We start from the raw sequence: 12,923 nt of genomic DNA on the forward strand, positions 1-12,923 counted from the left end.
GGGTACAGACCTCGGGGCGGGCGCTGGTTCTGGTGCTGGACGATCTGCACCGCCTGACCTCGGCCGAGGCGCTGGCCTTTCTGCAATCCCTGATCGACCACGCACCCTCCCGGCTGCATATCGTGCTGATCTCGCGCGCCGATCCGCCTTTGCACCTTGCGCATCTGCGCGCGCGCGGCCAGCTGATCCGCATCCCCGACAGTGCTCTGCGTTTCTCGCTGGCCGAGACGGCGGAGTTTTTGCAGGAAAGCCTCGGCATCACTATGGAGCGCGCAGAGCTGGGCGCGCTCCATGCGAGAACCGAAGGCTGGATCGCGGCGCTGCAGCTTGCCGGGCTCGCCATGAATGAGGAAGGCGACCGGCCCGGCTTTCTGGCGCGGTTTTCCGGTGCCAGCGGTGATATTGCCGCCTTTCTGGGCCAGGAGGTGCTGTCGCGCCTGCCCCCGGACATGATGGAGTTCCTCAGCCGCAGCGCGGTGCTGGAATGGTTCGATGCCGATCTGGCGGCGCGGGTGACCGGGCATCAGGATGCGGCGGCGATGATCCGGCGCATCGACCAGGCCAATCTGTTCCTGGTCGCGCTGACACCCGCGCGCACCACCTTCCGCTACCATCATCTCTTTGCCGATCTGTTGCGCAGCCTGCCGCAAAGCGCCGGTCAGGCGCCGGCTTTGAACCGGGCCGCCGCCGACCATCTCGCCGCGCGCGGGCTTGAGATCGACGCGGTGCATTACGCGCTGGCGGCGGGCGACAGGTTGCGCGCGGCCGAGCTGGTCGAGACCTGTTGCATGGCAGCGGTAAAGCTGGGCCAGATCACCCGCCTCAGGGCCTGGCTGGAGCGCCTGCCCCCCGGGGTCAATGACAGCCGGCCCCGGCTTTTGCTGGCCCAGGCCTGGGTCTATTTCCATTCCAGCGCGCCGCGCCGGGCGCTGACCTGCGTGCGCGCCGCCCGTGACCTCTTGCGCCAGATGCAGGCTGACGGGGCTTTGCCGCGTGAGACCCATGCCGCGCTCTGGGCCGAGATGCAGGTGCTGGGCGTCGGCGCGCTTTCGGCCGGGGAACGGTCGGCCCGCGCGCGGCGGATGGCGCTCGCGCTCTTGCCCGGCCTGCCGCATCAGGAGCATTTCCTGCGCGGCACCCTGAACAATGTGCTGGGCTTTTGCGAATATTCGCTGGGCAGCCTCGGGCCGGCGCGGCTGGCCTCGGTCCGGGGTCGGGCGGCGCATGAACAGGCGGGCTCGGTCTTTGGCATGGCCTATTCCGAGCTGATCCTCGGGCTGATCGAGAAATCCGCCGGCAATCTGCAACTGGCCCGCCAGCATTTCACCGCCGGGGCCGGCATGGCGCGCGAGGCGCTTGGCGCCGGATCCTATGCCGAGGCGATGGCGGCAGTGTTCCAGGCCGAGCTTGACTATGAAAGCGACGATCTTGATGCCGCCGCCCGCCATCTGGCTGAACATCGCGGCGAGATGGAGGCCTTCGGCCTCGTCGTCCATGAGATGACGGTGCGGCTTTCGGCTGCAAAGCTCTCGGCGGCGCGGGGCGAGACATCTGCGGCCCTCGCGATCCTGTCGGAGGCCGAGATTTCGGGCGCGAGGAACCATTACCGCCGACTGGTGGCCTCGGCGCTGAACGATCACCTGCGGCTCCTGCTGGCCGGGGGCAATACCGCATTGGCGCGGGGTGTGCTGGCGGCCCATGGCGTCAGCGAGGACAGCGCGGAAAGCTCCGGTGCCCCCTCGACCGCGCATGAGATGGAACAGATCGCGCTGTCGCGGGTGCTGATCGCCGAAGGCGCCCCGGCGACCGCACATGAGCGTCTGACCCGCATCGTCGGCCGGCTGCGCTATTCGGGCCGGCTCAGGCGGCTGGTGCAGGTCCAGGCGGTCAATGCCATCGCGGCGCTGAATGCGGGCGAGCGGATGGCGGCGCTGAACGCGATCTCTGAGGCAGTCGAGACCGCCTTTCGCCAGGGCGCGCTGCGCAGCCTGCTGGATGAGGGCGCGGCGCTGGCGCGGGTGATCGACTGGGCCAGGCCGCGCATCCCCTCCTGGTCGCGCGATGTGGCGCTTTCGGCTTTTGTGGCGGCGCTGCACAGCCGGCTTGCCCCCGGCGCCGAGACTTTGGCGGCCCCCGGTCCTGCTGCGCTCTTGTCGCCGAAAGAGGCCGAGGTCGCCGCCGCCTTGCAGGCCGGCGCCTCGAACCGCGAGATTTCCGAACAACTCGCCATTTCGATGGATACCGTCAAATGGCATCTGAAGAACATCTTCTCGAAACTCGGCGTCTCCAGCCGCATCCAGGCGGTGCTGGCCTTGTCATCCCCCCGTCCGTCTCATCCGCGCGTGACCCCCACCCGAAAGTGTGGTGAAGATTTTTCACCTGCCCCACCCCTAAGGGAGGCGCGCCCTCCCCCGCCCCTCGCCTAGCCTGACCTTCGGAATATCAAGGCGGGAGACCTGCGCGATGACCACCGGCCTCGTGTCGCATGAGCTGTATCACTGGCACAACACCCAGAACTGGAACCTGGTCTTCCCGCCGGGCCTGACGATCCAGCCCGGCGAACATGTGGAAAATCACGAGACCAAGCGCCGGATCCGCAATCTTCTGGAGGTCTCGGGCCTGCTGGATTACCTGGCGCCGATCAAACCGCGCCCGGCGACCGAGGATGAGATCGCCCGCTTCCACACCCGCGAGCATATCGCGAAGATCAAAGCGATCAGCGAGGCCGGCTGGGGCGATGCCTCTTACCTGACGCCGCTGGGTGCCGGCAGTTTCGACATCGCGCTGCTTGCGGCGGGCGGCACCATTGCCGCGATGGATGCGGTGCTGACGGGCCAGGTGCAGAACGCCTATGCGCTGGTGCGCCCGCCGGGCCATCATGCCGAGCGCGATATCGGCATGGGGTTCTGTCTTTTCGGCAATGTGCCGGTGGCGATCATGCATGCCCAGGCGACGCATGGGCTGGGCCGGGTGGCGACGGTGGACTGGGATGTCCATCATGGCAACGGCACCCAGTATGCATTCTATGACAGCAGTGATGTGCTGACGATCTCGCTGCATCAGGACCGGCTTTATCCGACGACCTCGGGCCTGCACTCCGAGCGCGGCAGCGGCAAGGGCGAGGGCTATAACCTCAACATCCCTCTGCCCCCCGGCTGCGGCAATGGCGCCTATATCGAGGCCTTCCGCCGTGTCGTGCTGCCCGCGCTTGACCGCTACAAGCCCGATCTGATCGTGGTGCCTTCGGGCTTCGACGCCTGCGCGGTTGATCCGATGGGGCGGATGATGGTCACCTCGGAAGGCTACCGCCAGATGACCGCCATGCTGATGGAGGCCGCTGACCGGCTTTGTGGCGGGCGGCTGCTGATGTCGCATGAAGGCGGTTATTCGGCGATGTATGCCCCCTATTGCGGCCTTGCCGTGCTGGAGGAAATGAGCGGCATCCGCACCCATGTCACCGATCCCTGGGCCGAACATGCGACCTGGGGCCAGCAGGAATTGCAGCCGCATCAGGCGGCGATGATAGATCAGGCAGCGGCGCTGCTTGGCGCAATCAAATAAAAACACACATAAAACAACAGGGAAACCAAGATGAAAAAGCTGAAACTGGCGGCCCCCAATGTGATCCCCGGGCGGCGGACTTTCCTCAAGGGCGTCGCCGGCTTTGGCGGCGCGGCGGGCGCGATGCTTGCCGGCATGAATGACGGTGCCCGCGCTCAGGGCGCGGCGATCCCGGTCGGACAGGCGGCCCCGCTGACCGATTTCGCCGCCGCCGATGGTGTCGAATTCCGCAACGGCCTGATCATGGCCTGCGACGAGATCAACGCGCTTGGCGGCATATTGGGGCGCCCGCTGGAGCCTCAGTTCGAGGACACCAAGCAGATGGGCGACGCCACCAACGTTCAGGCCGTGCAGCGCCTGATCGACCGCTACGGCGTCCATGCGGTGATCAACGGCTATAATGTCGGCTCGGGCTCTGCGATCCCCGATGTGATCGCCGACAGCGGCATCATCTATGTCCATTATGACGCGACGCTGGGCCATACGAGCCTGATCGAATCTGACCCCGAGCGCTATTTCGGCTCCTTCCAGGGCTGTGCGGCGGAATACTGGTACGGCCCGGGCTTTCTCGATTTCCTGAAATCGCTGGAGGCGAATAAGGAGTTCGAGCGCCCCAACAACAAAATGGCGGTGATCCTGTCGGCCGGGGTCTATGCCGCCAATATCGCCAATGGCGTCAAGGAACGCGCCGCCGAATATGGCTGGGAAATCTCGATGTTCGAGACGGTCTCGGTGCCGATCTCGGAATGGGGGCCGACGCTGGCGAAACTGCGTGAAGACCCGCCGGCGGTGATCTGCATCACCCATTTCTTCCCCGCAGACCTCGCGCAATTCATGGTGCAATTCGCGCCCAACCCCACGAATTCTCTGATCTATATGCAATATGGCCCGATGGTCCCGGCCTTCCGCGAGATCGCCGGCAAGGCATCGGAAGGGGTGATCTATGCGACGCTGGTGGGGGCCCTCCAGGACGAGATCGGGCTGGATTTCGAGAAGCGCTATAAAGAGCGGTTCGGCGAGAATGCCGGCCATAATTCCGGCGCGCAGCCCTATGATGGCGCCTGGCTCTGGGCAACGGCGGCGGCACTGGCGGGTGGCACCGGCGAGCCGGACAATGCAGACCAGAACCGCCTTGTGGCAGACCGGATGCGCACTCTGATTTATCGCGGCGTCTGCGGCACCACGCGGATGAACCCCGCGAATAACGCCGCCCGCGCCTTCCCGACCGAGGTGAATGACCCTTCGCTGGGGATGCCGCATCAGTTCCTGCAGATCCAGGATGCTGCAATGGGTGGCAAGCTGATCGCGCCCTGGCCCTATGCGACCGGCCCCTATGTGAAACCCTCCTGGCTGAAATGAGGGACACCTGACATGACGGGGGCGACGGCGATCCTCGCCTGCGAGGGGGTGACCAAACAATATGGCTCGCTGAAAGCGGTCAACGCGCTGGACTTCACGGTCCGGCGCGGCGAGGTGCTGGGGATCGGCGGGCCGAACGGGGCGGGCAAGACGACGCTGTTCGACGTGCTTTCGGGCCTCTCGCCCGCGACCGCCGGCCGCGTCAGCCTGGCGGGCGAGGATATCACCCGCGCGGCGCCGGATCGCATCTGCCAGCAGGGCCTTGCACGGACCTTCCAGCTGAATGCGGCGTTCGACTCCATGTCCTTGCGCGACAATGTCCTGCTGGCGGCGCAGTTTGGCCGCCGGGCGCGGGCGATGCCGGGTCTGCGGCTTTCGCGTGAGGTGCGCGATGCCGCCGATCAGGCGCTGGATTTCGTCGGGTTGACCGCTCGCGCGGGGACTCTGGCGGGCCAGGCACCGGTGATCGACCGTAAGCTGTTAATGATCGCCTCGGCGCTGGCGACCGATCCGAAGATCCTGCTGATGGATGAGCCGGTCGGCGGCCTGACCCATGCCGAGACCGATGTGATCATGGAGTGTGTCCGCCGCCTGAAAGCGCGCGGCGTCACGATCATCCTGATCGAGCATGTGATGCGCTTTCTGGTGGGCCTGTCCGAACGGGTGATGATCCTCCATCACGGCGAGAAGATCTTCGAGGGCCCGCCCGGAGGCCTGGTCGAGGATGCCACCGTGGTCGATGTCTATCTGGGGGCCGGCGCCTCGGAGCGGTTGCGCGGCCATTTGCAGGGGGCCGGAGCATGAGCCTGCTGGAGATCAGCGGCCTTGAGGTCGCTTACGGAGTGCAGCGGGTGATCCGGGGCATTTCTCTGAACGTCGCCGAAGGTGAATTCGCCGCCCTGGTTGGGCCGAACGGACATGGGAAAACCACCGTGCTGCGGGCGATCTCGGGGCTTGCCCGTGCGAAAGCCGGCGGGATCCGGCTGGCGGGGCAACCCCTGACCGGTCTGCGCCCGGACCGCATCGTCGCGGCGGGTGTCATCCATGTGCCGCAAGGCGATCTGTTATTCCCGGGGATGTCCGTGCTCGACAACCTGAGGATGGGGGCATATCTGCCCGAGGCCGCGCGCGACGAGGCCCAGCGGCTGGATGAGATCTTCACGCTGCTTCCGAAACTGCGCGACCGCCAGAGCCAGATCGCCTCGACCCTTTCCGGGGGCGAGCGGCGCATGGTCGGGATCGGGCGCGGGCTGATGGCGGGCGGGCGGATCCTCATGCTGGATGAGCCGTCTCTCGGCCTTGCCCCCATCGTGATCGACCAGATCTACGAACTGGTCCAGGCGCTGGCGAAGTCCGGCCGCACCATCCTGGTGGTCGAAGAAAACGCCATCCGCATCGCCGATATGGCCGACCGGATGCATCTTCTCGACAATGGCGCCATCGCCTGGTCGGGAACGGGGCGGGAATTCCTGTCCTCGCCGGAAATATTCGCAACCTATCTGGGGGGCTGAGCCATGGATGTCGCAACCCAGATCCTGATTTCCGGCCTGACGCTCGGCGCGATTTATGCCGTCTCGACCATCGGCCTCGCGCTGATCTATGGCGCGCTGAATATGCTGAACATGGCGCAAGGGGGCTTGCTGGCGCTTGGCGGCTATATCGCCATGTGGGGGATGCAGGCGATGGGCTGGCCCGCACCGGTGGCGGCGCTCGCGGCAATGGCAGCCGGCACGCTGGCGGGCGGGATGATCTTTGTCGCCGCCGCGCGGCCCATGCTGGGCGGCGAAGGGTTTGAAACCCGCATCTTCATCGCCACCATCGGGATCGGGCTGATGCTGGAAAGCGTGATCCTCAAACTCTTCGGCCCGCAGCCCCAGGCGCAGAGCCTCAAGCTTGAAGGCGGCTTCATGCTGGGCCGCGTCAGCCTGCCCTTGCAGAATATCCTGATCTTCGTCACCGCGCTTTTGATGCTGGTGCTGGTGGCGGGGCTCCTGAACCGCTCGCGCCTTGGCCGCGCGATCCGGGCAACCTCGATGAACCGCGATGCGGCCCAGCTGATGGGGGTGCCGATCCGGCGGATTTACCTCACGATCCTGATGCTGTCCGGTGCGCTGGCGGCGCTGTCAGGGATTATGATCTCGTCAATGTCGGGGCTTTTGCCGAATATGGGGGCCGACCCGATGCTGAAGGCCTTTATCATCTGCGTCGTGGCGGGGCTGGGAAACGTGCCCGGCGCCGCGCTTACCGCCTTTGCCATCGGCATGCTTGAGGCGGTCATCCAATATATCTTCGGTGTGCAATATGCTTTCGCGATCCTTCTGTGCCTCGTGATCGCGGTGCTGATCTGGAGGCCGCAGGGCGTATTCGGCCAGAAAGAAGTGGTGCGGCTGTGATCCGGAACCCGATAAAACGCGATGTCCTGATCGCGGTGGTGTTGTTTGCCCTGATGCTGGCGGTGCCGCTGCTGACCGGCACCCGCTATGTGCTGACCCAGCTGACGGTGTTCTTCATCTGGGCGGTGGTGGCGAGCCAGTGGAACCTTGTCCTTGGCGTCGCGGGGATTTTCAGCCTGGCGCAGATGGCGCTCTTCGCGGTCGGCGCCTATGCCACTGCGATGCTGGCCTATTATATCGGGCTGATGCTGCCCGCCGCGATGCTGCTGGCGGCGCTGGTGACTGTGGGCGTCTCGCTGGTGATCGGCTTTGCCTGCCTGCGGCTGAAAGGCCCCTATGTGGCGCTGCTGACACTGGCGATCGGTCAGGTCATGTATCTGCTGGTCGTCAATGACACCGCCTGCTTCACCATGCCTGCCTCGGGCTGTCTGCCCTTGTTCGGCGGCGCACGGGGGTTTTCGCGGTTCGGAGATCTTGGGTTCCGCGATCTGCTCGGCTCGAAATGGTATATCGGGCATTATTACACGGGCCTCGTGCTGCTGCTGGCGGCGCAGTTATTCTGTATCGCGATCATCCATGGCCCGCTTGGGCTGGCGTTCCGGGGCTTGCGCGACAATCCGGGTCTCGCGCTGGCGCGGGGCGTCTCGCGGATGCGCTATCAGCTCTGGGTCTTTGGCCTTTCCGCCTTTTTCACCGGCCTTGCCGGCGCCTTCCATGCCGCACAGTTCGGGGTGGTTGGCCCGACGGCCTTCGCCTTCGCGATGCTTCTGTTCATCCTTGCGATGATCGTGGTCGGAGGGCTTGGCACCACCTGGGGGCCCCTGATCGGCGCGGCCCTGTTGATGTGGGCCGATGAGGGGCTGCGCGAGGTCTCTGACTGGCGCGAGATCGGCATCGGCTTTGTGCTGGCGGCCTGCGTGATCCTGTTCCCAAAAGGGCTGGCCGGGATCCGCCTCAGATCCGGGCGCGGCCCCGATCCGAGGCAAGATGCACCGCCTGCGCCCCCGCCTCATACCAGGCCGAGCGCAACGCCCGGAGCCGGGCCGGCTGCAACGGGCTGAGCGGCAAGGGCAGATCGCCCACCGCAATCTCGCCCGCAAGAAAGCCCGCCATCAGCCGGCCAAACACCGTGCCGGGCGCAATGCCGCGCCCATTATAGCCCGAGAACCCATAAACACCTTCAGCAAGCTGATGAAATCGCGGCAGATTGTCTGCGGTCATGCCGATCCGCCCATACCAGGCGCTCTCGAATTCCACCGGGGCGAGCTGCGGGAATATCCGCGCCAGCGCGCGCCTGGCCCAGGCACCATGCACCGCCATGCCGCCCGCCCGCAGCGCGCCCACCGAACCAAATACCAGCCGGTTCTGCGCGTCAAAGCGGAAGGAGGACAGCACCTCTTTTGTATCCCAGACCCCCTGGCGGCCCGGTACGATCCCGGCGGCGATCCCGGGCGGCAAGGGCGGCGTTGCCATGTTGAAATAGGGCAAGGCCACCTGCTCTGCGGCACTGCCCGAGGCCGCGCCTGAGCCGTAGGCATCGCCTGCCAGAACCACCCGCCGCGCGGTCAGCGCGCCCTGTGCGCAGCCGATCCGCCAGCCCTGCCCCGCAGCCTCCAGCGACTGTGCCGCCGTGCCGCAATGGATCACCGCCCCCGCCGCAATCGCCGCCCGCGCCAGCCCCCGCGCATAGGCAAGCGGCTGGATCGTCCCCGCCCGGCGATCAAACAGCGCCCCCTCATAGCGCCCGGTGCCCAGCATGGCAGCGGCCTCCGCCTTTCCCAGCAGATCGACCGGAGCGCCGCGCGCCTGCCATTGCCTTGCGCGCTCTGCCAGTTCCGCAAAGCCCGCCTTGCCCACCGCCGCATGCAGCGTGCCGGCCGGGTTCGCCTCGCAGGCGATGCCGTGGCGTGCGATGATCGCCCAGACCAGTGCAGGGCCCGCGCCGAGGCAATCCAGCAGCCGCGCGCCATAATCCGCCCCCAGCGTCGCGATCAGCGCTTCGGGCATCACCCACATGCCAGCATTGACGAGGCCAACATTGCGCCCGGCACCCCCGGCCCCGATCTCAGCCGCCTCAAGCACCCGAACCGCGATGCCGCGTTCCGCCAGATGCAAAGCGGTCGAAAGCCCGGTATAGCCAGCGCCGATCACCGCCACCTCGCACGCCGCCGCGCCCTCCAGCGGCGGGCAATCCGGCGGCGGCGGTGCAGTCCTGGCCCAGAGCCCATGGGTGTGAGGGTCGTTGGGGCGGGGGTCGTTCAGCATGGCGCAATCCCGTTCCGGACCGCGCAAGCCGCGCGGCCCTGACCCCTTTCTCCGCGCAAAATCACCGCCGCGCCAGCGACGTTTCTGCATGACCTCATGCCGGCCAGGAAAGGGGGTGCGAAACAAGGCGGCGGGGGCCCCGGGGAAAGGGCCCCCGCCATGGGTCGGGCAAAGGGAGCAGCCCGGCCGGGGAAACAAAAAACGGGCGGGTCAGATCGCCTGGGGCCGGAAATCCGCCTCATGCGCCGGCATCACATTGCGCAAAAGCGTGATGGATTTCTCAAGCCCTTCGACCGAGTTCAGCAGAACATCCTCATGCTCGACCGCAAGCCAGCCGTCATAGCCCGCCATTTTCAGCCGGTAGCAGAATTGCCGCCACCATTCCTCGCCATGGCCGAAGCCCAGCGTGATGTAAGACCAGCTCCGCGCCGGGATATCCATCAGTCCGCCATTCTCCAGCAGGCTGGTCACCGCCTGTTTCGGCGCGTTGAGGAACGTATCTTTGGCATGGACATGGAAGATCGCGGCGCCTAGCGCTTCGGCCGCGACCAGCGGGTCGGCCCCCATCCAGAACAGATGGCTCGGGTCGAGATTGGCACCGATCACCGGCCCCACCTCTGCACGCAGCTTCAGAAGCGTCGGCACGTTATAGACACATTGATTGCCATGCAGTTCGAGCGCGATCTGCGTCACCCCCGAGGCTTTCGCCAGGGCCGCCATCTCGCCCCAGAAGGGGATCAGCCTTTGCTGCCATTGCCAGCGCAGGATCTCCTGCGTTTCAGGGGGCCAGCTTGCGACCACCCAGTTCGGCATCAGATCACCCTCACGCCCCGCAGGCAGGCCCGACATGGTGACGATCTTCGTAATCCCCATATCGCCCGCGATGCGGATCGTGTCCTTCAGGCACTCTGCCTGAACCGGATCGGTCGGATGCAGCGGATTTCCGTTGGCGTTCAGGCAGATCAGCTCAAGCCCGCGATCGGCGAAAGCCTTGAGAAAAGCCTTCCGCGCGCCCGCATCGCGCCGCATCACCGCAAGGTCGAAATGCGGCGCGGTGGACCAGCCGCCGGTATTGACCTCAAGCCCCTGAACGCCAAGGCGGGCAGCAGTCTCCAGCACCCCGGCAAAGCTTTGCCCGCCGAGGCTGTCCGTCACAAAACCGAGTTTCATTTTTCAGTCTGTCCTTTTGCGGTAGAATTCCGGCTGCGGGATCATCCCGACAACCACCCGCCGCCCCTCTTTCAGCGCGGTCACACCGGCCTCGGCGATCACCGATGCGGCATAGCCATCCCAGGCGCTGGCGCCATCCGCCGGGAAGGCGCCGCTGCGGACGAAATCGACAAAGGCGCGGTTCTGGCGGCGATAGGCCCCGGCAAAGCGCGGGCGCCAGTCGGCGGCATAGGGGGTCACCTGTTGCAACCCGCGGTCGATCCGCGAATGCAGCGGCGAGGCCAGCGAGACCGCGCCCTCTTCGCCGACCAGCTCGCCGCGCACGTCATAGCCATAGGCGGCGTTGTTGTTCACCTCGATGGTGACGACCTGGCCGCCGGAGGTCTCAAGCACCATCACGACCGGTCCGACCTTGCCGCTTTCCAGCCGGGGCGAGAAAGCGGTCACCGCCAGGTAATCGGTGCCCAGCACGAAACGTGCCACGTCGAATTCATGCGGCGCGGAATTGGTGATCGCCATATCGGCGGTGAAATCGGCGGCGGGGTTTTCGACATTGCGGTGGAAATTGTGCATCATCACCGCCCGCCCGATCAGCCCGTCTCGCAAGGCGACACGCATCTCCTGATAGGACTGGTCAAAGCGGCGCATGAAACCCAGCTGCACCCGCTGCACACCGCCCGCCTCTTCCGCCGCCATCACCGCCAGGCATTCCGCCGACAAAGGCGAGAGCGGCTTTTCACAAAGCACCGTCTTGCCGGCTTTCAGACAGGCCAGCACCAGGGGCGCATGGGTGAAATCGGGGCTGGCGATCAGCACGGCGTCGATATCCGAGCGCGCGATCAGCGCCTCGGGATCGGTGCCCGAGACCGCGCCATAGCGGCTTGCCAGCGCGCGGGCGCGTGCAGGATCGGCATCGACGATCAGCCGCAGCTCGGCGCCGCCGACATCCTCGGCGAAGATCTTCGCGTGATCCGCACCCATCACGCCGGCGCCGATAATCCCAATTCTAACACTCATCTGTGCCATTCCTACCGTTTGACAGCCCATTGCCGCAGCACATGATCGCCAAGCGCAGCCGCCACCACGATCAGGCCCAGCGTGAGGATGAACCATTGCGGCCTCACCCCCATCACCACCAGATATGACTGGATTGATGACAGCACGAAAGCGCCCATCAGCGCGCCCGGCAAGGAAACCCGCCCGCCGGCCAGCAGGCAGCCACCCAGCACGCAGGACGCAATCGCCTGCAGCTCCATCAGCCGCCCCATCGAGCCATCGGCAAAGCCGAGTTTGCCGGCCTCAAGCCCGCCCGCCAGACCCGCAAGAAGGCCGCAGATCACAAAGGCCGAGAACTTGATGCGGTCGACGCGGACGCCGCGCGAATGGGCACTGGAGGCCGAGCCGCCAACCGCCAGCAGGCGGTTACCGAAGGGGGTGGCGCGCAGGGTCACCATCAGGATCACAAGGATCACCACCAGCCAGATCAGGCCCGTGTTGAAGCCGAGGATATCGCCGCCGCCAAACAGCCAGTAGCTGAACCCGTTCCGCGCCGCATAGGGGATGGAAAAGGAAAACCCGTCGGTCAGCGCAATCGCAATGCCACGAAAGATCATCAGCGAGCCCAGCGTGATGATCAGCGAAGGCGTGCCGGTCTTCGTGATCAGCCAGCCGTTGAAGGCGCCGATCAGCCCGCCCACCGTCACCGCCGCCAGCATCGCAATCGCCGGGTCGATCCTGAGCGCGAGCCAGAGGTAGACCAGCGACCCCATGCCAAAGGTCGATCCGACCGAGATGTCGATCTCGCCCGTTCCGATCACCAGCGCAACGCCCAGCGTCATCAGTCCCAGCGTGGCTGTCACCTGCATGATCGTGCTGAAGTTATAGAGATTGGCCCAGCGACCGTCCGAGCTGGCGGCGAAAAACACCACCAGGAGGCCCGCGATCAGGAAAATCCCGATCTCGGAATGGCGCCGCACCAGGCGCTTGAACCCTTGCGCCGCCATCAGACGGACTCCCGCTTCTCGACCTTGCGGCCGCCCTGGCGGATGACTTCCTCCAGCTCGTCGGCGGTCATGGCCGAAGTGGCGGCATCCTCGATCTTCTCGCCGTTTTCCATGATCACGATGCGATCGGCGAGTTTATGGACCTGGAAAATGTCATGGGTGATGTAGACCT

Annotated in this window: 11 protein-coding genes; 7 read left to right on the forward strand and 4 right to left on the reverse strand. The window is 65.8% G+C overall.

All coding sequences use genetic code 11. The annotated features are described in order from the left end of the window. From DRF71_RS24250 to DRF71_RS24280, 7 genes are all read left to right on the forward strand, one after another. Positions 1-2,426 (forward strand): LuxR C-terminal-related transcriptional regulator (locus DRF71_RS24250; protein WP_112313037.1); only part of this gene is annotated, 2,426 nt, incomplete at its 5' end. A 37-nt stretch (positions 2,427-2,463) separates the two neighbouring features. Further along, entirely contained in the window at positions 2,464-3,561 is a 1,098-nt protein-coding gene (locus tag DRF71_RS24255) for a class II histone deacetylase (protein WP_112313038.1), read from the forward strand. A 30-nt stretch (positions 3,562-3,591) separates the two neighbouring features. After that, positions 3,592-4,920, forward strand: coding sequence for an ABC transporter substrate-binding protein (locus tag DRF71_RS24260; RefSeq protein WP_112313039.1), 1,329 nt, complete (start codon positions 3,592-3,594; stop codon positions 4,918-4,920). A gap of 12 nt (positions 4,921-4,932) precedes the next feature. After that, positions 4,933-5,724, forward strand: coding sequence for an ABC transporter ATP-binding protein (locus DRF71_RS24265; protein ID WP_112313040.1), 792 nt, complete (start codon positions 4,933-4,935; stop codon positions 5,722-5,724). Beyond that, positions 5,721-6,431: an ABC transporter ATP-binding protein gene (locus DRF71_RS24270; RefSeq protein WP_112313041.1), complete on the forward strand. Its 711-nt coding sequence runs from the start codon at positions 5,721-5,723 to the stop codon at positions 6,429-6,431. The genes DRF71_RS24265 and DRF71_RS24270 overlap by 4 nt, the downstream gene beginning before the upstream one ends. Before the next feature lie 3 nt (positions 6,432-6,434). Beyond that, positions 6,435-7,313 (forward strand): branched-chain amino acid ABC transporter permease, encoded by an 879-nt coding sequence (locus DRF71_RS24275; RefSeq protein WP_112313042.1) that lies wholly within the window; start codon positions 6,435-6,437, stop codon positions 7,311-7,313. Next, positions 7,310-8,374 carry a branched-chain amino acid ABC transporter permease gene (locus DRF71_RS24280; RefSeq protein ID WP_232831670.1) on the forward strand — a complete coding sequence of 355 codons (1,065 nt, stop codon included), beginning with the start codon at positions 7,310-7,312 and terminating at the stop codon, positions 8,372-8,374. The genes DRF71_RS24275 and DRF71_RS24280 overlap by 4 nt, the downstream gene beginning before the upstream one ends. Here DRF71_RS24280 and DRF71_RS24285 read toward each other — a convergent pair. The 4 genes from DRF71_RS24285 to DRF71_RS24300 all read right to left on the reverse strand — a co-directional run bounded on the left by DRF71_RS24285 (position 8,268) and on the right by DRF71_RS24300 (position 12,751). Then, entirely contained in the window at positions 8,268-9,578 is a 1,311-nt protein-coding gene (locus DRF71_RS24285; RefSeq protein ID WP_112313169.1) for an NAD(P)/FAD-dependent oxidoreductase, read from the reverse strand. The two genes, DRF71_RS24280 and DRF71_RS24285, sit on opposite strands and share 107 nt — an antisense overlap. A 210-nt stretch (positions 9,579-9,788) precedes the next feature. Next, on the reverse strand, positions 9,789-10,748 hold the full coding sequence (locus DRF71_RS24290; RefSeq protein WP_112313043.1) for a sugar phosphate isomerase/epimerase family protein: 960 nt from the start codon (positions 10,746-10,748) through the stop codon (positions 9,789-9,791). Positions 10,749-10,751: 3 nt separating this feature from the next. Continuing rightward, positions 10,752-11,765: a Gfo/Idh/MocA family oxidoreductase gene (locus tag DRF71_RS24295; RefSeq protein ID WP_112313170.1), complete on the reverse strand. Its 1,014-nt coding sequence runs from the start codon at positions 11,763-11,765 to the stop codon at positions 10,752-10,754. 11 nt (positions 11,766-11,776) lie between these two features. Beyond that, complete coding sequence (locus tag DRF71_RS24300; RefSeq protein WP_112313044.1) at positions 11,777-12,751, reverse strand: ABC transporter permease; 975 nt, start codon at positions 12,749-12,751, stop codon at positions 11,777-11,779. Positions 12,752-12,923 lie beyond the last annotated feature (172 nt).

This window comes from Pseudogemmobacter bohemicus (assembly GCF_003290025.1).
In the GTDB taxonomy this organism is placed as follows: Bacteria; Pseudomonadota; Alphaproteobacteria; order Rhodobacterales; family Rhodobacteraceae; genus Pseudogemmobacter; species Pseudogemmobacter bohemicus.